This window comes from Streptomyces sp. NPDC043952 (assembly GCF_056435325.1).
In genome coordinates this window covers 60,334-83,993 of sequence record NZ_JBWKES010000014.1, presented here as the reverse complement: position 1 = coordinate 83,993, position 23,660 = coordinate 60,334, and the positions used below count along the sequence as shown (strand labels likewise).

Here is a 23,660-nt window from a genome sequence, read left to right as displayed (position 1 = left end):
CCACGTGTGGGGTTCAGGAGGGCAGTCGGACGGCGTGGCGGCGGTGCCACTGGAGGCGGACCCGGCCGCCGCGGTAGGCGGCGACGTCCTCGGCGGAGGTCTCCAGGTTCTGCTGCACCGTGGTGAGCCGGCCGCCGCCGTCGAGGTCGACGAGGAGCCGGGTGGTGTCCCCGAGGTAGACGACATCGGCGACCACGCCCGTGACGGTGGTGTGTTCGGGCTCGTCCGCCTCCGCGGACTCCTTCAGGACGCGGATCTTCTCCGGGCGGATGTTGTAGACGCCCTCGGCGCCGACGAGCCGCCGGGCTGCCTCTCCGTCGAGCAGGTTGGAGGTGCCGACGAAGGCGGCGACGAAGGGCGTCGCCGGGCGTTCGTAGATCTCCGCGGGGGTGCCGACCTGGGCGATGCGGCCCCGGTCGAAGACGGCGATCCGGTCGCTCATGGTCAGCGCCTCCGCTTGGTCGTGGGTGACGAACACGAAGGTGATCCCCACCTCCCGCTGGATCGCCTTGAGTTCGCTCTGCATCCGCTCGCGCAGCTTCAGGTCGAGGGCGCCCAGCGGCTCGTCCAGGAGCAGCACACGGGGGCGGCCGACGAGGGCGCGGGCGAGCGCGACCCGCTGCCGCTGCCCGCCGGACAGCTGGGCGGGCCGCCGGGCGCCGTAGCCCTCCAGCCGCACTTGCGCGAGCGCCTCGCGAGTACGGGCGAGACGCTGGGCCTTGGGGACCTTGCGTATCTTCAGCGGGTACGCCACGTTCTGCTCGACCGTCATGTGCGGGAAGAGCGCGTAGTCCTGGAAGACGGTGTGCACGTCCCGCTCGAACGGGGCGAGCCCGGTGACCTCCTGCCCGGCCAGCTCGATCCGGCCCGCGTCGGGCGTCTCGAACCCGGCCACGAGCCGCAGCACCGTGGTCTTCCCGGAGCCGGACGGGCCGAGCATCGAGAAGAACTCGCCGTCCCGTATCTCCAGATCGACCCCCGCGACGGCGGTCGTCTCGCCGAACGACTTGCGCAGGTCGTGCAGCCGGATCGCAATTCCCTGCATGGGGGAACCTTTCTGGCGCGCGGTACGTTGTCCGCAAACATATGAAGTCATAGTTCTCAGCTCAAGAGCCCGTTGGGGTAAAGCTTGAGTCAGCGCACGAGGTGATGGCCGTGAGACAGGAACGGATCGACGGCGGCGCCCGCAGGGCGGTGTTCAGCCCGGTGGACAACCGGGCCCGCGTGGACACCGTCGTCCGCCGCCTCGGCGACGCGATAGAACTGGGCCTCCTCGCGGACGGCGAGCAACTGCCGGGCGAGAGCGAACTCGCGGGGCAGCTCGGCGTCTCCACCGTCACGTTGCGGGAGGCCCTCATGGCCCTGCGGCAGCAGGGCCTGCTGATCACCCGCCGGGGCCGCGGCGGCGGCAGCTTCGTCTCACTGCCCGAGCTGCCCGCCGGGGACCGGCTCAGGACCCGGCTGCGCGGCTGGAGCACCGAGGAACTGCGCGACCTCGGCGACCACTGGGCCGCCCTGTCCGGCGCCGCCGCCCGGCTCGCCGCCCAGCGCACCGAACCCGAGGACCTGATCCAACTGCGCCGCACAGCCGAGGAGTTGACGCGGGCCGATGGCGCGGCGGCGCGCTGCCGGCTGTACGGCCGTTTCCATGTCGAACTCGCGGCCGCCGCCCAGTCCGCCCGGCTCACCCGCGAACAGCTCGCGCTCCAGGGCGAAGTGGGCGCGCTGCCCTGCCTCGTGCTCGCCGACGACTCCTGTCGTGAAGAAGTTGCGGACCGGCAGCGCGGGTTGATCTCCGCCGTGCAGGATGGGGACCACGCAACGGCCGGCGCGCTGGCCGAGCGGTGCGTCAGGGAGCCGGTGGCCCGGCTCGTCGCCGTACGCCTCGGACTCTGAGCGCGCCGCGTCCGGTTCCCGTCCGCTGGAGGACACGATGGGCGTCAGCCCCGAGCTAGCCGCCCCCGGCACGGAGATGGAACTGCGGGTGGCCGCGCGGGTGGGCGGCGCCCTGGAGGCCGTCTTCGACGCGGTCGCCGCCACCCGCGCCGAGGCGACGGCCTTGCTCGCCCGAGTGAGCGCCGAGGGGCGCCCGGCGGTCAGCGCCGACCTCGCCTCCCTCCGCCCCGGACTCCATCAGCGCCTCAGATGCGGCGAGTTGGTCTCCGGCGCCGGCTTCGTCGCCGCTCCGGGGCTGCTCGCCGATGTGCCCGCCTGGCTGGAGTGGTGGCAGTGCGCCGCCGGGGGCGACGTACGACCGCTGCTGCTCGACCTCGACCCCGGCCGCTCGGCGTACTCCGACTACACCCACTGGGACTGGTTCGCGCTGCCCCGCGCCACCGGACGCCGGGCGGTCGCCGGACCGTACGTCGACTATCTCTGCTCCGACGAGTACAGCCTCACCCTGTCCGAACCGGTGTACGTGCAGGGGGAGTTCGCCGGAGTGGCCGCGGCCGATGTGTATCTGCGCCACTTCGAGACCGCCGTGCTGCCGCTGCTACGGCACCTCGCGCGCCCCGCCCATCTGGTGAACGCCCGCGGCCGCGTCGCCGCCTCCGCGGACCCCGCGCATCTGGCCGGCTCCCTCACCAGGGGACCGGACTTCGGCGAACTGCTGCTCGGGGAGCACCGGACCGGCGTCCACGAGGGCATGCGTCTCGTGCCGTGCCGGGGGGTCCCGCTGGTGCTCGTACTGGCCTGAGACGCACAGGAGTCGGGCGGCTCAGTCGACCGGCCAGGTGTGGACCGGGGCGTTGAGGTGCATGTAGTCGATGTACAGCTCCGTCATGCGCCGCAGTGCCTCGTGCCGGGAGCAGTGCGCGGTGCCGATGATGTGGTGGAACATCTCCTTCTGCCACACGGCGCCGTTGCGGGCCGCCACACAGCGCTGCTCGATGATGCCGAGCAGCGGCTCCCGCCAGGCCGCGTCCATCCCGGAGTGCTCCAGGCCGCGGTGGGCGAGCGGCAGCAGCCGGCGCAGCACCAGTTCGGGCGCCGTGACCTCGCCGGCGCCGGGCCAGTACAGCAGCGCTTCCATGCCGTGCCGGGCGGCGCTGTGCAGATTCTCCTCGGCGGCCTTGAAGGACATCCGCGACCACACCGGCCGGTCCTCCTCGACCAGCGCGCGGGTGAGCCCGTAGTAGAAGGCGCCGTTGGCGAGGGTGTCGGCGACGGTCGGCCCGGCGGGCAGCACCCGGTTCTCCACGCGGATGTGCGGCCGGTCGCGGAAGACGGCGTAGACGGGGCGGTTCCAGCGGTAGATCGTGCCGTTGTGCAGGGTGAGTTCACCGAGCTCGGGCACGTCGCCGCGGTCCAGCGTCTCCACCGGGTCCTCGTCGTCGCACAGCGGGAGCAGTGCGGGGAAATAGCGCACGTTCTCCTCGAACAGGTCGAAGACGCTGGTGATCCACCGCTCCCCGAACCACACCCGCGGCCGTACGCCCTGCACCTTGATCTCCTGCGGGCGGGTGTCCGTGGCCTGTTCGAACAGCGGTATCCGGGTCTCGTGCCACAGCTCCTTGCCGAACAGGAAGGGCGCGTTCGCCGCGAGCGCCACCTGGACGCCGGCGATGGCCTGCGCCGCGTTCCAGTAGCCGGGGAACTCCTCCGGGGAGACCTGGAGATGGAACTGGGTGCTGGTGCAGGCGGCCTCCGGGGTGATGCTGTCCGCGTAGGTGCGCAGCCGGTCCACGCCGTCCACCTCGATGCGCAGGTCCTCGCCGCGGGCCGCGAAGAGCTGGTCGTTGAGCAGCCGGTAGCGGGGATTCTCCGACAGCGTCTCCTCGCCGATGTCCGCCTGCCGCAGCGTGGGCAGGATGCCGACCGTGATCAGCCGGGCGCCGACCGTGCGCGCCCGTTCGTCGGCGTGGTCCAGCGCGGCCCGTATCTCCGACTCCCAGGCGTCCGGCCCGCCCGCCGTCAGCCGTCTCGGCGGCACATTGATCTCCAGGTTGAAGCGGCCCAGCTCGGTGGACCACGCCGGGTCGGAGATCGCGTCCAGCACATCGCTGTTGCGCATGGCGGGCTCGGCGTCGTCGTCCACCAGATTCAGCTCTATCTCCAGGCCGACCTGCGGCCGCTCGGCGTCGAACCGCGCCTCCCGCAGCATCTTCGCGAACGCGTCCAGGCACTCCTGCATCTTGACCCGGTACCGGCGGCGGTCCTCGCGGGTGAACACGAGCGCCGGGACGTCACGCCCCATCGCGCCTCCAGGGTGACCCTCGTCGGACGGTCTCATCGTCGGACAGTCTCATCCCAATGTCGCACCATCGGTGGGGGGCCACCACGCGGCCCCCCGGCGGGGGCCACGGCGCGGCTCTTGGGCGGGGGCTCCCGTGCGGTCCACCGGCCGGGGCCCCGTGCGGTCCATTGGCCGGGGCCATGATGCGGCTTGTCAGCTGGGGCCACCGTGCGGCCCCGCGGCGGGGGCCACGGCGCGGCTCTTGGGCGGGGGCTCCCGTGCGGTCCATCGGCCGGGGCCAGGACGCGGCTCGTATGGCCGGGGCCACCATGCGGCCGCGGGCCAGCTCGCCCCGGCCGGAGGTGCCCGCCGGGGTTGAGGTCCCGCGACGCTGGTTACCCCGGAGCGTATGAACGAGGAAAAGCCACTCGCCCTGGTGACCGGGGCGTCCAGCGGAATCGGATACGCACTGGCCAGGCAGTTCGCCGAGCACGGCTACGACCTGGTGATCAACGCGGAGGACGGCCGCCTGGACCAGGCGGCGGGGCGGCTGCGGGAGACCGGCGCCGAGGTCCGCGCCGTACGGGCCGACCTCCGGGACGCGGACGGCGTGGACCGGCTGGTCGAGGCGACGAGCGGCCTGGACATCGACGTCGCCGTGCTCAACGCCGGGGTCGGGCAGGGCGGGGCCTTCACGGACACCGATCTCGCCGACGACCTCTCCGTCATCGACCTGAACGTGACCTCGACCGTACGGCTCGCCAAACCGCTGCTGCGCGGCATGGCCCGCCGCGGCACGGGCCGGCTCGCGTTCACCTCCTCGATCGCGGCGACCGCGCCGGGCCCCTTCCAGCCCGTGTACAACGCCTCGAAGTCGTTCGTGCAGTCCTTCGCCGAGGCGCTGCGCGAGGAGGTGAAGGACACGGACGTCAGCGTCACCGCGTTCCTGCCCGGACCGACGGACACCGACTTCTTCCGCCGCGCCGACCTCGGCGACACCAAACTCGGCACCATGGAGAAGGACGACCCGGACGACGTCGCCCGGCAGGCGTACGACGCGATCACCCACGGCCGCGGCTCGGTCGTCACCGGTTCCCTGAAGACCAAGGCCCAAGGCGCCGCCAACAAGGTCCTGCCGGACAGCACCAAGGCCGCCATGCACCGCTCGATGACCGAACCGGGGACCGCCGAGGACGACGAGGGCCAGTAGCCGGCGCGTCGGTCCGTGGGCGGCACCCGGCCGGTCCGTCTCGATGTGTCACCCGGTCGGTCCGTCTCCGTTGGCCGCCGGGCGGGCGGCGACGCAAGGTCTGAACGAGATCTTCGGTCGCCGCGGCCGCCCCGGCGCGTCACGGCATTTCCGCACGCTCGCGGTACGCCCCCTGCGTGCCGCGGCGCCCCAGACCGGCCCCCGCCACACCGCCGACGCGTCGGCGCTGCCGGTGGGGGTCGAGCCGGGGCGGGGAACGTTTAATCCATGCGCTCGGGTAGTTCCCCGCCCCTCCGCTGCTGATCCGTGCCTCTGCCTCTGCCCGGCCCCTCCGCTGCTGATCCGTGCCTCCGCCTCCGCTCCGGCCCTCCTTGCCTGCCCCGCGTCCTCCTTGCCTGCCCCGCGCGTCCGGGCGAACCCCGCCCGTCACACACGCCCCACCCGCCTCCGGCACCGGCGTTTCGGCCACGCCCGCCCGCGCGGGAGCCCTTGCGCCGCCGCGACCGCCCGTTCGAGGCCCCCGGATCACGGGCCGCCGCTTCGTCCGGAATCGAGCGCGTTCGAATCGTTCTCCCCCTCGTTGAGCCGGGCACCACCGGACCACCCTGAATGCGGTGCCGACCCCGAGGAGGTACGCAGGTGACCGTGACCGACGCCTCGACCGAAAGCTCCCCGACACCCCCACCGCCGGCCACGATCGGCTACGAGGGGGAGTACGGCAAGAACCCGCTGGAAGAGGCCAGTTTCCGTACCATGTGCGGCCGGCTGCCCTCGGTGCTCGGCCGGACCGCGCGCATGGCCTGGGCGGTGGACCGCGCCGGTGTCGTCCTGCTCCTCGGCTGCCAGCTCGTCACCGGCGTCGCCGCCGCCCTCGTCCTGACCGCCACCTCGCGGGCCATGACCCACATCCTCGGCGCGGGCCCGGTGTCCGAACGCCTGCACGGGGCGCTGCCCGCCCTCGCGGTGGTCACCGCGGCCGCCGCCACCGGCCGGATCAGCTCGGCCCTCGCCTCCTACGCCGACGGCCGGATCACCCCGCGCCTGGTCACCGAGGCCGACGTGGCGCTCGTCTCCGCCGTCTGCCATGTGGAGGCGTCGGCCTCCGGCGAGGACGGCTTCGCCGACCGGCAGGAAGCGGCGGAGGTCGGCGTCACCCGCACCACCACCATGGTCAAGGACGCCCAGCGGTTCATGGCCGCCCTCGTCCGCATGATCGCCGCCGGCGGTGTGATCACCGCACTGCACTGGCTGATGCTGCCGCTGTTGCTGCTGGCGGTGCTGCCCGCCGGCCTCGGGGCGGTGCTCTCGGCCCGCGTCGACTACGAGACCCACTACCTCAACCTCGCCGACCGCAACGTACGCGGCATGATGCGCTGGTGGGCCGCGTACTCCCGGCACGGCGACGAGGTCCGCGCGAACGGGATGACCGGTTACCTCGTCTACTGGTACCGCGCGCTGTCCGAGCGGATCGACCGGCGCGTCCTCCAGGCCGCGCCCCGCATGCTCCGCATCGTCCTCGCGACCTCCGCGCTCGGCGGCCTGTTCCTGCTCGTCACCTGGGCCGCGCTCGCCTGGCTCGCGATGACCGGGCGGGTGGCGCTGCCCGTCGCCGCCACCGCGGTCGTCGCCGTCCAGACCACGCTCGGCGCGCTGACCCAGGTCGTGCAGAACGGCGCCGCGCTGTTCCACACCTCCCTCTACCTCGCGGACATGCGCTCGTTCCTCGACCTGGCCGCCGAACGCGCCCCGAAACGGGGAGAGTCGATGATTCCCGAGGAGGTCGAGGAGATCCGCCTCGACGGGGTGGTGCACCGCTACCCCGGCAAGGAGGAGCCCGCCGTGGACGGCGTCTCCCTCACCCTGCGCCGCGGCGAGATCCTCGCGATCGTCGGCGAGAACGGCTCCGGCAAGTCCACGCTGACCAGGCTCATCACCGGCATCCTCCTGCCGGACAAGGGCAGTGTCCGCTGGGACGGCCTCGATCTGGCCGGCGCCCGGCCCGAGTCCGTGTGGTCGCGTACCGCGCTCGTGCCACAGAACTTCGCCTGCTGGCCGCTGCGCACACGGGAGAACATCACCCTCGGCCAGCCGCGCACCCACGACGACGGCCCGGTCTGGCAGGCCGTGGACGCCGTCGGCATGCGCGAGGCGATCGAGGGGCTGCCGCACGGGCTCGACACCCTGCTCGCTCGGGAGGTCTACGGCGGCGTCGAGCTGTCCGGCGGCCAGTGGCAGCGGCTGGCCTGCGCCCGCGCGCTGTACCGCCGTACCCCCCTGCTCATCCTGGACGAGCCCACCTCGCAGATGGACCCGCGCGGCGAGCACCGTATCTTCCTGGAGATCAAGCGGATCGCCGCCCGCCGGATGACGATCGTCGTCACCCACCAGCTGGAGAACACCCGCCTCGCGGACCGGATCGTCGTGATGCGGCGGGGACGCATCGTGGAACAGGGGCACTACGACGAACTCGTGGCGGGCGGCGGGCTGTTCGCCGAACTCGTCGCCCTGGCCAAGGACCGCTGACGCCCCGGCCGGGTCCGGCTCCGGTGGTACTCCCTGGACAGTGGCCGGCCGATCACTTAGCCTCGCTGTCCAGAAATGGATTTTGAGACCAAAGCGTCTCGGGGGAGGGGCCGGCGGATGGACGGTGCGGCGGCGGACGAGCATCTCGTCCGGGAGGCCGAGAAGATCGCCGTCGCCCTGGGCCGGATGTTTCCGGGCCTGTGCGAGGTGGTCCTGCACGACCTGCGGGACGCGGACCGCTCGATCCGGGCCATCGAGAACAACCTGTCGGGCCGTCAGGTGGGCGATCCGGCGACCGAGTTGGGCCTCGGCCGCATCGCCGACCCCGCCTTCCCCGATGTCGTCCAGAACTACCCCAACCGCTTCCCGGACGGCCGCCCGGTGAAAAGCACGTCCATCGGCATCAAGAACGCCGAGGGCCGGTACATCGCGGCGCTCTGCCTCAACCTCGACGTCTCCGTGCTGTCGCCCGTCACGCTCGCCCTGGCCAACCTCGTCGCCACCGACAGCGGACACGGCGACCAGCCCCTGGAGACGCTGCGCGACCGCCACGCACGCGAACTGCGCCGCGCGGTCGAGGAGTTCGCCGCCGAGCGCGGCGCCCCGCCCCGGTCGCTGAGCCGGACGGACAAGAGGGCACTCGTGCGACAGCTCAACCGGGACGGCTACTTCGAGTCCCGCGACGCCGCGCGGACCATCGCCGACCTCCTCGGTGTCTCGCGGGCGACGATCTACAACTACGCGAAACCACCGTCGGATCCGCGGTGAGCCGACGGTCCTTCTCCGGGCCCCGGAGGGACCGGCACGCACCCGGCCGAAGCAGCAGCACCGACCAACACCCGGCAAAGAAAGAGGACTTCGCCATGCCCGGCGCCGCCGACCTGCCCGTGACCCTCGACGACATCCGCGCCGCCGCCGCGCGCATCGGGGGCTTCGTCCACCGCACCCCGGTCCTCACCTCGCGCACCCTCGACGAGCGGGTGGGCGCACGGGTGTTCATCAAGTGCGAGAACCTCCAGCGGATGGGCGCCTTCAAGATCCGCGGCGCCTACAACGCCATCGCCCGGCTCGCGCCCGAGGAACGCGCCAAGGGCGTCGCCGCGTTCTCCTCCGGCAACCACGCCCAGGCCACCGCCCTCGCCGCCCGTGAACTGGGCATTAGCGCCGTCATCCTGATGCCCGAGGACGCCCCGCGCTCCAAGATGGAGGCCACCGCCGGATACGGCGCCGAGATCGTCACCTACGACCGCTACACCCAGGACCGCGTGGCGCTCGGCACGGCCCTCGCGAAGGAGCGCGGCCTGACCCTGATCCCGCCCTACGACCACCCGGACGTCATCGCGGGCCAGGGCACCGCCGCCCTCGAACTCCTGGAGGAGACAGGCCCGTTGGACGTCCTGCTGGTGCCCGTCGGAGGCGGCGGGCTGATCGCCGGCAGCGCCGTCGCGGCCAAGGGGCTGCACCGGGACATCCGGGTCGTCGGCGTGGAGCCGGAGGGCAGCGACGACACCAAGCGGTCCCTGGAGAGCGGCAGCCGGGTCGCGGTCCCCGTGCCCCGCACCGTCGCCGACGGCCAGGCCGTCGCCGTCCCCGGCGAGCTGACCTTCGCGATCAACCGGCACCTGGTCGACTCGGTCGCGCTGGTCGGCGACGCCGAGATCCTCGACGCCATGCGCTTCGCCTTCGACCGGCTGAGGACCGTCTTCGAACCCAGCGGCGCCACCGGCCTGGCCGCCCTCCTCGCCGGGCGCGCCGGCGACCTCCCGCCCCGCGTCGGCGTCATCGCCTCGGGCGGCAACATCGACACGCGCCGCTTCGCGGAGCTGCTCGGCGGCTGAGCCGTGCCGGTGCCCCGCCGCCCGGTCGATTGTCAGTGCCCCCGCCTACGGTGTGATCAGTGAGGACCTGCGGGGCGGCCGCGGGTCCGCTGTGGGGAGGGGTGTGCCATGTCTGCGGTGACCGCGGAGACGACGTATCTGGAGCTGTCGCAGGAGGGCGGCGGCGCCCACAAGTTCTACGAGGTGCGCGTCGAGGGCCTGGTGGTCACGGTGCGGTACGGCAGGATCGGCGCCGGCGGGCAGACGCAGACCAGCACGTTCCCGACCGTGGCGAAGGCGCGGGCCGCCGCGGCGAAGAAGGTGGGGGAGAAGGTCCGCAAGGGGTACGCCCCGGCGGTGCCGGGCGGCCGGGCCCCGCGGCCGGTGACCCGGCGCGAGGTCAGCTCGGCCCCGTCCACCGCGCGCGCCGTGGCACCGGCGCTGTGGCGGTTCCGGACCGGCTCGGCGGCGTTCGGCATCCATGTGGACGACGACCACTGCTGGGTCGGCAACCAGGAGGGCGACGTCTACACCCTGGACCACGAGGGCACCGTACTGGCCCGCTTCGGCCTGCCGGACGGCGTGAAGTGCCTGGTCGCCGACGACTTCTGGATCTACGCGGGCTGCGACGACGGCAAGGTGTACGACCTGTCCGCCAAACTGCCCTTCGCCGCCTACGACATCGCCGCCGACGTCGACATCTTCTGGCTGGACATCCACGAGGGCGTGCTCAGCGTCTCCGACCGCGCGGGCCGGCTCACCGTCATCGACCACGAGGACGAACACCAGTGGGCCCGCCGCAGCGGGGGCGGCAGCGGCTGGATGGTGCGTGCCGACGACCGCGCCGTCTACCACGGCCACCACCAGGGCGTCACCGCCTACCACCCGGACGGCGGCGGCGAGTTGTGGCACACCGACACCCGCGGCGGGGTGCTGTTCGGCTGGCAGGAGGCCGACGCGGTGTACGCGGGCACCGGGCACCGCGTGGTGCAGCGGCTGTCGAAGGCGACCGGCGCGATCGAGGCGACGTACGCCTGCGACAGCGCGGTGTACTCCTGCGCCACCTCGCCGGGCGGCCGGTTCGTCTTCGCCGGTGACTCGGCCTCGTCCGTGTACTGCTTCGACCGCGACGGCACCCGGCTGTGGAAGCTCGGCACGGGCAGCGGCTCCGCGCTGTCGATGCAGTACCGGGACGAGCGGCTGTATCTGGTGACCACCGACGGCTTCCTGGTGTGCGTGGACGCCGGAGAGTCCGCCATCGGCGCGGCCCAGCAGGGCTCGGTGCCGGTCGTCCGCGACGTCAAACTCGCCGCCGCCCTTCCCGCGTACGCCCCGGCCACCGCCGTCGAAGCGGTCGCCACCGTCGCTCAGGCCCCGACCGGTTCCGTCGTCGTGGAATGCGTCCAGGAATCCGGCCGCCTGCGGGTCCACGTCGTCTCCGGCGGCTACGACCCCTCGTGGAACGTCCAGTTCCCCCGCGCGATACGCGTGCCGGGCGCCCGCTACGTCGTGGACGCCCTGCACCCCGCGGCGGGCGGCTTCTACCGGGTGCGGGGGGACATCCGGCGGCTGGTGTGAGGACGCCGCCGGACCTCGGAGGCCGTCAGCGCAGTACCCCTTCCACCATCACCTCCCGCGCCACCCCCAGCGCCGCCTCCCGGTCCTTTGGGACCAGGCCGATGCGGGTACGACGGTCCAGCAGGTCGGAGGCGTCCAGTGCGCCCTCGTGCCGGGCCGCCCACACGAGTTCGGCGCGGGTGACCGGATGGCCGGGCAGCACGGGCGCGGCGAGGGCGGGGTCCTTGGCGGCGAGGGCGTGGACGGCCAGGGCTTCCGTGCCGTAGCGGCGGACCAGGCGCCCGGGCACCGGCAGGGCGCGCAGCCGTCCGGGCGCGGCGGCACCGACCAGCGGCAGCCCGGCCGTGGGGGACGGGGGTACGGAGAGCCCACCGGCCGCGGCGGCGGCGTCCACGGCGTCCTGGGCCATCCGGCGGTACGTGGTGAGCTTGCCGCCGACCACCGTGGTCACCCCGTCCGGCGAGGTCAGCACCGCGTGCCGGCGTGAGAGGTCGGAGGTGCGGGTCGTCGCGGCGCCGTCCCCCGACAGGTCCAGCAGCGGCCGCAGCCCGGCGAAGGCGCCGACGACCTCGTCACGGGCGACGGGCACGTCCAGGGCCGAGCCGAGCACGTCCAGCAGGAAGCCGATGTCCGTCTCCGGCACCTCCGGCACATCCGGGACGCCCCCCTCGACGGGCTCGTCGGTGAGGCCGACGTACACCCGGCCGTCCCCCTGGGGCAGCACCAGCACGAAGCGGTTGGTCTCGCCGGGGATCGGGATGTGCAGCCCGGCCGGCAGCTCCCCGAGCCGCTCGGAGCGCAGCACCAGATGCGTGCCGCGCGAGGGCCGGATCCGGATGCCGTCGACCAGGCCGCCCGCCCACACCCCGGCGGCGTTGACCACCACACGGGCCCTGATTTCGCCCTCCTCGCCGGTGAGTTCGTCACGGACGCGGGCGCCGCCGCCGGTCAGCTCCAGCACCCGGACGCGGGTCAGCACCCGTGCCCCGTGCGCCGCCGCCGTACGGGCCAGCGCGGTCACCAGCCGGGCGTCGTCGGTGACCCGTCCGTCCCAGGACAGCAGTCCGCCGCGCAGCCCGGCCCCGCGCACCGCGGGCGCCAGGTGCCGCGCCTCCGTCGCCGACAGCCGGCGCGGCGCGGGCAGCACCTGGCGCGGGGTGCGCGCGGCCAGCCGCAGCATGTCCCCGGCCCGCAACCCGGCCCAGGCGACGGCCGCCTGAGCCGTCGACACCATCGGCGTCAGCGGCAGCACGAACGGCTGCGCGCCGACCAGATGCGGGGCGGTACGGGTCATCAGCACCCCCCGCTCCACCGCGCTCTCGTGCGCCACGTCGAACTGCGCGGACGCCAGATAGCGCAGCCCGCCGTGGATGAGCTTGGAACTCCAGCGCGAGGTGCCGAAGGCCAGGTCGTGGGCGTCCACCGCGACGACGTCCAGACCGCGGGCCGCCGCGTCCAGGGCGACTCCGGCCCCGGTCGCGCCGAGTCCCACGACCAGCACGTCGGCCACCCGCCCCGCCGCCTCGGTCAGCTCACGGGCCCGCCGGGCCGCGCTGAGGGACGAGCCGGGTACCGCCTCGGTGTGACTCATGGCCTGAGGATCCTCTCCAGGAGGGTGCGCAGCTCGCCGAGGAAGGCGGCGGAGTCCAGCTCCGGATCGTCCTCGTCGGTCATCGTGCGCAGGGACAGGGTGAAGGACTGCACCGTCAACAGCAGGGCGCGCGCCTGGCGTTCGGTGTGCGCGCGGCGCACGGAGCCGTCCGCGTGGCCCTCGCGCAGGCTCTCGGTCAGCAGCCCGAGCAGCGCCAGCTGGCTCGCCCCGCGCCGGTCGAGCACATAGGGGAGCAGCAGCTCCGGATCGACGTCGACGATCTTGCGGAACAAGGGGTGCGCCCGGAACGCCTCGACGCCCGCCACCAGCCCCTCCACGATCCGGGTGCGCGTGTCGAGGCCGGGCGCCGGCTCGGGGATTGCCCGGCCGGCCACGTCGATCCACTCACGGGTCATCAGATCGCCCACCAGCGTGCGCAGATCCGGCCAGCGCCGGTACAGGGTCATCCGGGAGACACCGGCGCGGCGGGCCACGTCGGCGAGGGTCGTGCGGCGGACCCCGACGGCCAGCACGCAGTCGCGCACCGCGTCGAGGATCGGATCGCTCTCCGCGTCTTCCGTACCGTTGTGACGAATAGGCGTCATGTGTAACAGTGTAACGCCCCCGAGTCGGGCGGGCGCCGGACCGTCGCCGTACGGCCCCGGACACCGCCCGGACCGAGCACACCGACCTTTGTGAGGACGACCGTTCAATGGACATGCTGTGGAACGGCTGGGGCGACCCGGCCAAGGCGGCACCGCTGCCCGACTCGGTGACCGGGCTGCTGCGCGACCTGCTCGGTGTCAAGCCGCGCAGCACCCCCGCGCTCGCCCTGGACGACCTCCGCCTGCCCGCTCCCACGGCCGGCTCCGCCGCCCTGGCGGCGCTCGCCGCGGCCGTCGGCGGCGCCGAGCACGTGCGCACCGACGCCGAGAGCCGCGTCCGGCACACCCGCGGCAAGTCCACCCCCGACCTGCTGCGCATCCGCACCGGCGATGTCACCGACGTCCCGCAGGCCGTGGTCCTGCCCGCCACCCACGACGAGGTCATCGCCGTACTGCGCGCCTGCGCGGACCACGCACTGGCCGTCGTCCCGTTCGGCGGCGGCACCTCCGTCGTCGGCGGACTCGCCCCCGAGCGCGGCGCGTTCGTCGCGCTCGACCTGCGCCGCATGGACGCCCTGCTCGACCTCGACCCGGTCTCGCGCACCGCCGTCCTCCAGCCCGGCCTGCGCGCCCCCGAGGCCGAGGCGCTCCTCGCCGGACACGGCTTCACCCTCGGCCACTTCCCGCAGTCCTTCGAGTGGGCCAGCATCGGCGGCTTCGCCGCGGCCCGCTCCAGCGGCCAGGCATCCGCAGGGTACGGCCGCTTCGACGAGATGGTCCTCGCCCTGACCCTCGCCACCCCCGAGGGCACCGTCGAGACCGGCCGCGCCCCCCGCTCCGCTGCGGGCCCCGACCTGCGCCAGCTGATCCTCGGCTCCGAGGGCGCCTTCGGCGTCATCACCTCCGTGACCGTGCGCGTGCGCCCCCTGCCCGAGACGAAGATCTACGAGGGCTGGCGGTTCGCCTCCTTCGAGGAGGGCGCCGCCGCGCTGCGCAGGCTCGCCCAGGACGGACCGCGCCCGACCGTGCTGCGCCTGTCCGACGAGACCGAGACCCTCATCGGCCTCGCCTCGCCCGACAAGATCGGCGCCGGTCCCGGCCCGAGCGACGCCGGGTGCCTCGCCATCGCCGGCTACGAGGGCACGCCCGAGGAGACCGCGTACCGGCGCGAGCGGGCCGCCGCCGTCCTCACCGCCTGCGGCGGCACCCCGCTCGGCACCGAGCCCGGCGAGCGCTGGGCGCACGGCCGCTTCTCCGCGCCGTACCTGCGCGACGCCCTCCTCGACGTCGGCGCCTTCGCCGAGACCCTGGAGACCGCCGCCTTCTGGTCCCGCGTCCCCGAGCTGTACGCGGCGGTGCGCACCGCGCTCACCGACACCCTCACCGCGGCGGGCACCCCGCCGCTGGTGATGTGCCACATCTCCCATGTGTACGAGAACGGCGCCTCGCTGTACTTCACCGTCGTCAGCGCCCAGGGCGAGGACCCGGTGGCCCACTGGACGCCCGCCAAGCACGCGGCCAACGAGGCGATCCTGGCCGCCGGGGGCACCATCTCCCACCACCACGGGGTGGGCACCGACCACCGCGACTGGTATCTCAGGGAGACCGGAGAACTGGCCGCCGAGGCACTGCGCGCCGTCAAGCGCCGCCTCGACCCCGACGGACTGCTCAACCCCGGCGTCCTGCTGCCCACCGACTGAGTCGCCCACCGACTGACTCGCCCACCGACTGACTCGCCCACCGACCGTCCCGTCCACCGACCGTCCCGTCCACCGACCGTCCCCATCCACCGCCTGCCCCGGAGGCACCCCCGATGCGCCAGTTCACCGCCGTCGTCAACCCGACCGCGGGCGGCTCCACCGCGGCGGCCACGCTGCTGCAGGTGGCCCGTCTGCTCAGGGAGGCCGGGGCCGGTCTGGAGACCGAGTACAGCCACAGCCTGGCCCACGCACGGGACATCGCCCGCCGGGCCGGTGAGCGGGGCCGGATCGTGCTCGCCGTCGGCGGCGACGGCATCACCGGCGGCATCGGGGGCGCGCTCAGCGGCACCGGAACCGTGTTCGGCCTCGTACCGGCCGGCCGCGGCAACGACTTCGCCCGCGCCCTCGACCTGCCGGCAGAGCCCGCCGCGCTCGCCGACATCCTGCTGCACGCCGAGCCCCGGCCCGTCGACACCATCGAGGTGGAGTCCGCCGTCCACCGGCGCGCCGTGGTCCTCGGCAGCGTCTACGCCGGGGTCGACGCGCTGGCCAACCGGCACGCCAACCACGCCCGGCTGCTGCGCGGCGCCGCCGCCTACTACGCGGGCGGCCTGCGCGCGGTGACCACCTGGCGCCCCGCCGACTACCGCGTCACCGTCGACGGCGAGGAGCACACCCACCGCGGCTACACGGTCGTCGCCGCCAACTCCCCCTACTACGGCTCCGGTCGGCGGATCGCCCCCGGCGCCCGCGTCGACGACGGCCTGCTGCACATCGTGATGATCAAGGAGGCGCCCCGCCGGCTGTTCTTCACCCTGATGAACGAGCTGAAGACCGGAACCCACATACGCCGCCCCGAAGTCCGTGTCCTGCGCGCGAAGGAGCTGCGCATCGAGGCCGCCGGTTCCGTGCCCTACGGCGCCGACGGCGAGGTGGAGGCCACCTTGCCGGTGACCCTCCGGGTGCGGCCCGGCGACCTGCCGGTGCTGTACCGGCCCGCGGACACCGCCTGACCCGTGTGCGGGGCCGCTCGCCGGGGTAGGCCAGCAGCGGACGGGGGAGCCGGACCAGGGGGAGGAAGCGCATGGAGAACGCCGTACAGGCCGTCGTCGTGTACGACGGACGGCTGCTGCTGATCCGGGAGGCGGACGGCTGGGGGCTGCCGTCGGGCGCCGGGCAGCCCGCCGAGACGGCGCAGGCCACCGCCGCCCGCGTGGTCTACGAGACGACCGGCTACCTGGCCGACGGCTCCCCGGCGCTGGACGGCACCCCGGCCGTGCCCTGCCAGCTCCTCAGCGAGGACCCCTCGGACGGCGCCCGGCTCGCCCCTGAGGACATCCGCTGGACGCCGGTCGAACAGACCGCGGCCATCGCGCTGCCCGCGGCCGTGCGCGACTACCTCGCCGGGCACACCCCCGTGTGACCCCTCGGCCGCGCATCAGGCACCCCCTTCGAGGAACCGCCGGCGGTCCACGACCGCCCGGTCGATCTCGCCCCCCGCGACCGGCAGGCCCCGCCCGTCCACGGCCCGCACCGCGAAGGTCAGCCGCCCCGCGCTCGTCCGGGCCGGGGGATCCGCCGTCACCTCGACCCGGCCGCCGACGGGCGTCGCGCGCAGATGCCGCACGCGTACGGCGGTCCCCACGGTGGTCTCGCCCGGACCGGTGAACGGCGCGGCGGCGCGCACGGTCGCCGCCTCCAGCCATGCGCTCAGCCGGGGCGTGCCGAGCACCGGCACCTCGCCGCTGCCCAGCGCCCGCGCGGTATCGGCATCGGTCACCCGGTGGACTTGAGACACCTGGTCGCACATCCCCTCACGCTATGCGCCCACCGGCCCGCCGACCTGCCGAGCCCGCGGGGCCGCGCCATGCTGGAACGGTCCGGCTCCGTCCCGTACGAGGAGGCAGGACCCGTGCCCGAGTCGCAGCCCGTCGTCGTCCCGCCCGCCAGGGCCGCCGTGTTCCTCGTCGTCACCGTCGACCAGGGCGGCGAGGACACCGTCCGGGACCTGTTGCAGGACGTGTCCGCGCTGCGCCGTTCGGTCGCCTTCCGCGCCCCGCCCGAGGAGCTGAGCTGCGTCGTCGGCATCGGCTCCGCCGCCTGGAGCCGCCTGTTCAGCGGGCCCCGCCCCCGCGACCTGCACCCCTTCAGGGAGCTGAACGGCCCCCGCCACCACGCCCCCGGCACTCCGGGCGACCTCCTCTTCCACGTCCGCTGCCGCCGCATGGACCTCTGCTTCGAACTGGCCCGCCTGTTCGCCGAGCGGCTCGACGGCGCGGCCACCGTGGTGGACGAGGTGCATGGCTTCAAGTTCTTCGACGAACGCGATCTGCTCGGCTTCGTGGACGGCAGCGAGAGCCCCGAGGGCCGGGTCGCTGACGACGCGGTCTTCATCGGCGACGAGGACCCGGACTTCCGCGGCGGCAGCTATGTGACCGTGCAGAAGTACCTGCACGACATGAAGGGCTGGAACGCCCTGCCGGTCGAGGAGCAGGAGAAGGCCATCGGGCGCACCAGACTCGCCAACATCGAACTTTCCGACGACGTCAAACCCGCCGACTCCCACGTGGCTCTCAACACCGTCACCGACGAGCACGGCGACGAGCGCAAGATCGTGCGCGAGAACATGCCCTTCGGGAACGTCGCGCAGGGCGAGTACGGCACCTGCTTCATCGGCTACGCCCGCACCCCCGAGGTCACGGAGTCCATGCTGCGCAACATGTTCCTCGGCCGGGACACCGCGTCGCACGACCGGATCCTCGACTTCTCCGTGCCGGTCACGGGCTGTCTCTTCCATGTGCCGACCCTGGACTTCCTCGACGATCCCCCCGCCCGGCCTCCGCTTGCGGGCCACCCGGCGCCGGGGTTCAGTGAGTACTGACCCCCCTTGCGCGACCCCCCTTGCGCCCCTGGAGTTCTCATGTCGATGCCGTTCGGCACCCCCTTCGGTTCCCAGGACCCCTTCAGCGAACTGCTGAATCGCTTCTTCGGGATGTCGCCGGCGTCCTCCCCGCCCGCGGTGCAGCGCGTGCCGATCGGGCGGCTGCTGACGGAGTCGTCGCAGGAACTCCTCAACCTGGCCGCGCGGCGGGCCGTCGAGGACGGCACCTCGGACCTCGACACGGAGCATCTGCTGTGGGCGGCCACCAAGGTCGAGCCCTCCCGCAGGCTGCTGCTCCAGGTGGATGTGGACCCCGACAGCCTCGCGGCCGAGATCGCCAAGGTGCTGCCGCGCGAGTCCGGCCAGCCCTCCGCGCAGCCCGGCCTCACCCCGGCGGCCAAGCGCACCCTCGGCGCCGCCTACGCCCAGTCGCAGGCGGCCGGGGTGTCGTACATCGGGCCCGAGCACATTCTCGCCGCGCTGCTCGGCGACAGCGACAGCGGGGCCGCCCGGCTGCTGCGGGCCGAGGGCATGGACGCCCGCAAGCTCTCGGGCCTCGCCGAACAGGCGGCCCGCGGCGAGAACACGCCGGCCGAGCGCAAGCAGCCGGCCACCACCCTGGACGAGTTCGGCCGCGACCTCACCGACGAGGCCAAGGCCGGCAAGCTGGACCCGGTGGTGGGCCGCGCCGAGGAGATCGAGCAGACCGTCGAGATCCTGTCCCGGCGCTCGAAGAACAACCCCGTGCTGATCGGCGAACCCGGCGTCGGCAAGACCGCCATCGTGGAGGGCCTCGCCCAGCGCATCGTGGCCGGCGAGGTCCCCGACACCCTGAAGGACAAGCGGGTCGTCGCGCTCGACCTGTCGGGCATGGTGGCGGGCGCCCAGTACCGGGGCCAGTTCGAGGAGCGGCTGAAGAAGGTCATCGAGGAGGTCCAGGCCGCGAGCGGCAACATCATCCTCTTCATCGACGAACTGCACACCGTCGTCGGCGCCGGGGCCACCGGCGAGGGCGCCATGGACGCCGGCAACATGCTCAAACCCGCCCTGGCACGCGGCGACTTGCACGTCGTCGGCGCCACCACCATCGACGAGTACCGCAAGTACGTCGAGAAGGACGCCGCCCTGGAGCGCCGGTTCCAGCCGGTGATGGTCCCCGAGCCGACCGTCGAGGAGACCGTGCAGATCCTCGAAGGACTGCGGGACGCCTACGAAGCGCATCACCAAGTGCGTTTCGACGACGGCGCGTTGCTGGCCGCCGCCGAGATGTCCGACCGGTACATCACCGACCGCTTCCTGCCCGACAAGGCCATCGACGTCCTGGACCAGGCGGGCGCGCGGGTGCGGCTGCGCAGCGCCAGCCGCTCCACCGAGGTCGTCAGCCGCGAGGACCGCATCGCCAAGCTGCGCCGCGAACTCGAACAGGCCGTGTCCGCCGAGGACTTCGAGCGGGCATCGGAACTGAAGCGGGAGATCGCCGGGACGGAGGCCGAACTCGCCGGCATCGAGGAGCGCCGCGAGGGCGTCGTCTCCGTCACCGCCGCCGACATCGCCGACATCGTCTCCCGGCGCACCGGCATCCCCGTCTCCCAGCTCACCGCCAGCGAGAAGGAGAAACTCCTCAAGCTGGAGGAGGAGATGCACGCCCGCATCGTCGGCCAGAACGAGGCGGTCACCGCCGTGTCACAGGCCGTACGACGCAACCGCGCCGGCATGGGCGACCCCAACCGGCCCGTCGGCTCCTTCCTGTTCCTCGGCCCGACCGGTGTCGGCAAGACCGAACTCGCCAAGACCCTCGCCGAGTTGCTGTTCGGCGAGGAGGACCGCATGGTCCGCTTCGACATGAGCGAGTTCCAGGAGAAGCACACCGTCGCCCGCCTCGTCGGCGCCCCGCCCGGATACGTCGGCTACGAGGAGGCGGGCCAGCTCACCGAGAAGGTGCGCAGACAGCCGTACAGCGTCGTGCTGTTCGACGAGGTGGAGAAGGCGCACCCCGACGTCTTCAACACCCTGCTCCAGATCCTGGACGACGGCCGCCTCACCGACTCCCAGGGCCGCACCGTCGACTTCCGGCACTGTGTCGTCATCATGACGTCCAACATCGGCGCGCACCGCATCCTCGACCACAAGGGCGATGTGTCGCAGCTGAAGGACGAGTTGATGGACGATCTGCGGGGCCGCTTCCTGCCGGAGTTCCTCAACCGCATCGACGACATCATCATCTTCCACGGGCTCACCGAGGACGATCTGTCGCAGATCGTGGACCACCTGCTCGACCAGAGCAAGCGCCGGGTGCACGCCCAGGGCATGCATCTGGAGGTCACCGAGGCCGCGAAGAAGCTGCTCATCGCCCATGGCCACCAGCCGGAGTTCGGCGCCCGCCCGCTGCGCCGCACCATCCAGGCGGAGCTGGACAACCGCATCGCCACGCTGCTGCTGAGCGGCGAGGCCGAGCCGGGGGACACGATCGTCGCCGACGTGGTGAAGGACACCCTGCACTGCTCGGTCCGCAAGCCCGAGAGCTGACCGGCTTCCCGGCTCTCTTACGACTTCCCGGCTCTCATACGACTTCCTGGCTCTCATACGACTTCCTGGCTTTCTTACGCCTTCCGGGCTCTCTTACGAGGACGAGCCGCCGATCGACTCCACCACCGCGCTCGCGGGCCCGTCCGGGGTGTCGTACCGCACGCTGTCCCCGGCCCGGCGGCCGAGCAGCGCCCGGCCGAGCGGGCTGTCCTCGGTGACCAGGTTCTGGTCCAGCGCCTCGGCGCCCTCGCCGATGGACAGCGTCTCCACCGAGCCGTTCGCGAACCGCACGGTGACCGTGCTGCCCACCCCGACCACATCGGTGCGCGCGGGCCCGGCCTGATCCGCCTCGTGCAGCCGCTCGGTGATGTCCGCGATCCGCCGGTCCAGCCGGTCGAGCTGGTCCACCCGCTGCAACTCGTCGGCCTGGTCGGCCTGGTCGCCCACGTCGGGATTGTCCTTCAGCGTCCCGGCGACCATCCGCCGCTCCTCCCGCAGATCCGCGAGCTCCTGCTCCAACGCGCGCCGCGCCTCGGCACTGATCGGTTCGGGGCCACCGGTCATGACTGCTCCAGTCGACGTCGGTATACGGCTCGATGAGGCTTTGCTCCCGCATCGTAAGCGGTGGAGGCAGTCGCGGCGGTGGAGGCGGCGCACGGGCGGCAGGCCGTGGCCCGGCTCGCTAGGGATGCGGCTTCCTCCCGTCGGCGAGCATGGCGACGAACCGGGCGATGCGCGCCGCCCTGGTCTCGGGCTTCTTCGCCTCCTCGATCCGGTGCAGGACGGAGTAGCGGTTGCGGCTGTCCAGGGTGGTGAAGAACGCGGCGGCCGCCGGGACGGCGTCCAGGGCCGCCCGGAGGTCGTCGGGCACGGTGGCCGCGCGCGGACCGGCGTAGGCCGCCGCCCAGCGGCCGTCCGCGCGGGCCCGTTCCACCTCGCGCAGCCCGGCGGGCCGCATCCGGCCCTCCTCGATGAGGCGTGTCGCCTTCTCCCGGTTGACCTGGGACCACCGGCTGCCGGGCCGCCGGGGGGTGAAGCGCTGGAGCCAGTGGCGTTCGTCCAGCTTCCGCTTCTGGCCGTCGATCCAGCCGAAGCAGAGCGCCGATTCCAGCGCACCCTGGTAGTCGACCCCGCCGGGTCCGGCGACGCCCTTGCGGGCGAGCTTCAGCCAGACCCCCGTGACCTCCGCGTGGTTGTCCTCCAGCCACTTCTCCCACTCCTCGGGGGTGGCGAAGAAAAGCACCGGATCGGTTGTGTGGGAGGAGCCGCCAGACATAGATCTCATGAAATCCCGCCGGCGCGCGGCCGGTCAATCGGGCGGGGACGCGACCGGTCAATCGGGCGGGGACCGCGGTCAGTTCGCGTGCAGCGCGCGGTGCAGGGTACGGGTGGCCAGGTCGATGGCCGCCTGGGCGGCGTGGGTGTCGCGCAGGGCGTTGAGCATGACGAAGTCGTGGATGATGCCCTGGAACCGTACGGCGGTCACCGGGACGCCGGCCGCGCGCAGCTTGGACGCGTACGCCTCGCCCTCGTCGCGCAGCACATCGGCCTCGCCGGTGATGACCAGCGCGGGCGGCAGGCCGCTGAGCTGCTCGGTGGTGGCGCGCAGCGGCGAGGCGGTGATCTGGGCGCGGTCGGACGCGTCGGTCGTGTACTGGTCCCAGAACCACTGCATGCCGTCGCGGCGCAGGAAGTAGCCGGTGGCGAACTGGTGGTACGACGGCGTGTCGAAGTTCGCGTCGGTGACCGGGTAGAACAGCACCTGCTGGACCAGCGCGGGACCGCCGCGCTCCTTGGCCATCAGGGTGAGGGCGGCGCTCATGTTGCCGCCGACCGAGTCCCCGGCCACCGCGAGCCGGGAGCCGTCCAGGTCCTTGGTCGCGCCCTGCTCCACCACCCACCGGGCGACGGTGTAGTTCTGCTCGATGGCGACGGGGTAGCGGGCCTCGGGGGAGAGGTCGTACTCGGGGAAGACCACAGCGGCCTGTGCGCCGACGGCGAGTTCGCGCACCAGACGGTCGTGGGTGTGGGCGTTGCCGAACACCCAGCCGGCGCCGTGCACATAGAGGATGACCGGGAGGCTGCCCGAGGTGCCGGGGGGCCGGACGATCCGTGCCCGGACGCTGCCCGTGGGCCCGCCGGAGACGGTGATCCACTCCTCGTCGACCGCCGGTTTCCCGATGTCCCCGGACTGGACCTCGTCGACCGCCTTGCGGCCCTCCGCGGGCGGCAGATCGAACAGGAACGGCGGCTTCGCGGTCGCCGCGGCGAACTCGGCCGCCGCGGGCTCCAGGACCGGCTGCGGCGCTACGGCATCGGACATCGGCTCTCCTCGGTATCTCCTGGCCGCCGGACCGGTGGGCGAACGGCCGACGTTCCCACCCTGCACGTTTTGTACCGGCGCCGCACGCGGAGCGCCCGGCCCCCTGGAGCACCGGGCGGCGCCGGGGAAAAGGGGGTGATCGGATGGCGGGCCGCGCGAGAGGGTGTGCGCATGGAGTTCCTCTGCTATCACCGCGACCGGCCCGACTCGCTGCCGCTCCGCATGGCGTTGCTCGAAGATCACTGGTCCTACATGGACCGGTTCGACAAGGAGATGATCGCCCGCGGTCCGACGCTCGGGCAGGACGGCGAGACACCCACCGGCAGCCTGCACATCCTGGACCTGCCGGACGCCGCGGCCGCCCGCGCGTTCGCCTTCGACGAGCCCGGCTACCAGGCGGGCGTCTACCGGGACGTGCTGCTGCGGCGCTGGCGGAACCTGCTCGGGCGCACGATGTGGGACTTCCCCGGCGGTCCCGCCGACGGCGACCGCTACCTGGTGCTCGGCCTCGGTGCGGGCGAGGCCGCCGACCTCGCGGTCCCGGCCGGACGCGGCGACGAGCTGATCGCCTACGGCCCTCTGCTCTCCGACGACGGCACCGCCTGGCTGGGCACCGCGGCCCTGCTCCGGGCCCCCGGTCCGGCCGCCGCCCGTGCCTTGCTGACGGTGGACCGGTACGCCGGGGTCGAGGTCCACGCCTGGCGGTTCGGCGGCCGCTCGGGGTGAAGC

General features: G+C 73.1%; 21 protein-coding genes. 13 read left to right on the top strand and 8 right to left on the bottom strand.

The window, feature by feature from the left end; genetic code table 11:
• Positions 1 to 13: 13 nt before the first annotated feature.
• Entirely contained in the window at positions 14 to 1,045 is a 1,032-nt protein-coding gene (locus AC069R_RS18225; protein WP_478767799.1) for an ABC transporter ATP-binding protein, read from the bottom strand.
• Between the two features lie 104 nt (positions 1,046 to 1,149).
• Here AC069R_RS18225 and AC069R_RS18220 point away from each other — a divergent pair, with 104 nt between their 5' ends.
• Positions 1,150 to 1,896: a FadR/GntR family transcriptional regulator gene (locus AC069R_RS18220; RefSeq protein WP_478767798.1), complete on the top strand. Its 747-nt coding sequence runs from the start codon at positions 1,150 to 1,152 to the stop codon at positions 1,894 to 1,896.
• A 37-nt stretch (positions 1,897 to 1,933) separates the two neighbouring features.
• On the top strand, positions 1,934 to 2,698 hold the full coding sequence (locus tag AC069R_RS18215; RefSeq protein WP_478767797.1) for a cache domain-containing protein: 765 nt from the start codon (positions 1,934 to 1,936) through the stop codon (positions 2,696 to 2,698).
• Positions 2,699 to 2,719: 21 nt separating this feature from the next.
• Here AC069R_RS18215 and AC069R_RS18210 read toward each other — a convergent pair whose 3' ends face one another.
• Entirely contained in the window at positions 2,720 to 4,198 is a 1,479-nt protein-coding gene (locus AC069R_RS18210; RefSeq protein WP_478767796.1) for a glutamate-cysteine ligase family protein, read from the bottom strand.
• Between the two features lie 388 nt (positions 4,199 to 4,586).
• On the opposite strand from AC069R_RS18210, the gene AC069R_RS18205 reads away from it, so the two are divergent.
• From AC069R_RS18205 to AC069R_RS18185, 5 genes are all read left to right on the top strand, one after another.
• Positions 4,587 to 5,387, top strand: a complete 801-nt coding sequence (locus AC069R_RS18205; protein ID WP_478767795.1) for an SDR family NAD(P)-dependent oxidoreductase — start codon at positions 4,587 to 4,589, stop codon at positions 5,385 to 5,387.
• Between the two features lie 639 nt (positions 5,388 to 6,026).
• Positions 6,027 to 7,910, top strand: a complete 1,884-nt coding sequence (locus tag AC069R_RS18200; protein ID WP_478767794.1) for an ATP-binding cassette domain-containing protein — start codon at positions 6,027 to 6,029, stop codon at positions 7,908 to 7,910.
• A gap of 117 nt (positions 7,911 to 8,027) precedes the next feature.
• A complete protein-coding gene (locus AC069R_RS18195) occupies positions 8,028 to 8,678 on the top strand; it encodes a helix-turn-helix transcriptional regulator (protein WP_478767793.1) in 651 nt (216 codons plus the stop codon).
• 95 nt (positions 8,679 to 8,773) lie between these two features.
• Positions 8,774 to 9,748, top strand: a complete 975-nt coding sequence (locus tag AC069R_RS18190) for a pyridoxal-phosphate dependent enzyme (protein WP_478767792.1) — start codon at positions 8,774 to 8,776, stop codon at positions 9,746 to 9,748.
• A 108-nt stretch (positions 9,749 to 9,856) separates the two neighbouring features.
• On the top strand, positions 9,857 to 11,305 hold the full coding sequence (locus tag AC069R_RS18185; protein ID WP_478767791.1) for a WGR domain-containing protein: 1,449 nt from the start codon (positions 9,857 to 9,859) through the stop codon (positions 11,303 to 11,305).
• Between the two features lie 25 nt (positions 11,306 to 11,330).
• Here AC069R_RS18185 and AC069R_RS18180 read toward each other — a convergent pair whose 3' ends face one another.
• A complete protein-coding gene (locus AC069R_RS18180) occupies positions 11,331 to 12,896 on the bottom strand; it encodes a glycerol-3-phosphate dehydrogenase/oxidase (protein ID WP_478767790.1) in 1,566 nt (521 codons plus the stop codon).
• Complete coding sequence (locus AC069R_RS18175; protein WP_478767789.1) at positions 12,893 to 13,501, bottom strand: TetR/AcrR family transcriptional regulator; 609 nt, start codon at positions 13,499 to 13,501, stop codon at positions 12,893 to 12,895. Before AC069R_RS18175 ends, AC069R_RS18180 begins: the two co-directional genes overlap by 4 nt.
• A gap of 107 nt (positions 13,502 to 13,608) precedes the next feature.
• Between AC069R_RS18175 and AC069R_RS18170 the strand changes: the two genes are divergently transcribed.
• The 3 genes from AC069R_RS18170 to AC069R_RS18160 all read left to right on the top strand — a co-directional run bounded on the left by AC069R_RS18170 (position 13,609) and on the right by AC069R_RS18160 (position 16,624).
• Positions 13,609 to 15,201, top strand: a complete 1,593-nt coding sequence (locus tag AC069R_RS18170) for an FAD-binding oxidoreductase (RefSeq protein WP_478767788.1) — start codon at positions 13,609 to 13,611, stop codon at positions 15,199 to 15,201.
• A 113-nt stretch (positions 15,202 to 15,314) separates the two neighbouring features.
• Positions 15,315 to 16,214: a YegS/Rv2252/BmrU family lipid kinase gene (locus AC069R_RS18165; protein ID WP_478767787.1), complete on the top strand. Its 900-nt coding sequence runs from the start codon at positions 15,315 to 15,317 to the stop codon at positions 16,212 to 16,214.
• Positions 16,215 to 16,285: 71 nt separating this feature from the next.
• Positions 16,286 to 16,624 carry an NUDIX hydrolase gene (locus AC069R_RS18160; protein ID WP_478767786.1) on the top strand — a complete coding sequence of 113 codons (339 nt, stop codon included), beginning with the start codon at positions 16,286 to 16,288 and terminating at the stop codon, positions 16,622 to 16,624.
• A 15-nt stretch (positions 16,625 to 16,639) separates the two neighbouring features.
• Here AC069R_RS18160 and AC069R_RS18155 read toward each other — a convergent pair whose 3' ends face one another.
• Positions 16,640 to 16,981, bottom strand: a complete 342-nt coding sequence (locus AC069R_RS18155) for a thioesterase family protein (RefSeq protein WP_478767785.1) — start codon at positions 16,979 to 16,981, stop codon at positions 16,640 to 16,642.
• A gap of 132 nt (positions 16,982 to 17,113) precedes the next feature.
• Here AC069R_RS18155 and AC069R_RS18150 point away from each other — a divergent pair, with 132 nt between their 5' ends.
• A complete protein-coding gene (locus tag AC069R_RS18150) occupies positions 17,114 to 18,082 on the top strand; it encodes a Dyp-type peroxidase (protein ID WP_478767784.1) in 969 nt (322 codons plus the stop codon).
• A gap of 39 nt (positions 18,083 to 18,121) precedes the next feature.
• Positions 18,122 to 20,608: an ATP-dependent Clp protease ATP-binding subunit gene (locus AC069R_RS18145; RefSeq protein ID WP_478767783.1), complete on the top strand. Its 2,487-nt coding sequence runs from the start codon at positions 18,122 to 18,124 to the stop codon at positions 20,606 to 20,608.
• A gap of 93 nt (positions 20,609 to 20,701) precedes the next feature.
• On the opposite strand, the gene AC069R_RS18140 is transcribed toward AC069R_RS18145, so the two are convergent.
• The 3 genes from AC069R_RS18140 to AC069R_RS18130 form a co-directional block, all read right to left on the bottom strand.
• Positions 20,702 to 21,172 carry a GreA/GreB family elongation factor gene (locus tag AC069R_RS18140; RefSeq protein WP_478767782.1) on the bottom strand — a complete coding sequence of 157 codons (471 nt, stop codon included), beginning with the start codon at positions 21,170 to 21,172 and terminating at the stop codon, positions 20,702 to 20,704.
• A gap of 118 nt (positions 21,173 to 21,290) precedes the next feature.
• Positions 21,291 to 21,893 (bottom strand): YdeI/OmpD-associated family protein, encoded by a 603-nt coding sequence (locus AC069R_RS18135; protein ID WP_478767781.1) that lies wholly within the window; start codon positions 21,891 to 21,893, stop codon positions 21,291 to 21,293.
• Between the two features lie 69 nt (positions 21,894 to 21,962).
• On the bottom strand, positions 21,963 to 22,931 hold the full coding sequence (locus tag AC069R_RS18130) for an alpha/beta hydrolase (protein WP_478767780.1): 969 nt from the start codon (positions 22,929 to 22,931) through the stop codon (positions 21,963 to 21,965).
• A gap of 171 nt (positions 22,932 to 23,102) precedes the next feature.
• Here AC069R_RS18130 and AC069R_RS18125 point away from each other — a divergent pair, with 171 nt between their 5' ends.
• Complete coding sequence (locus AC069R_RS18125) at positions 23,103 to 23,657, top strand: YciI family protein (protein ID WP_478767779.1); 555 nt, start codon at positions 23,103 to 23,105, stop codon at positions 23,655 to 23,657.
• Positions 23,658 to 23,660: the final 3 nt, after the last annotated feature.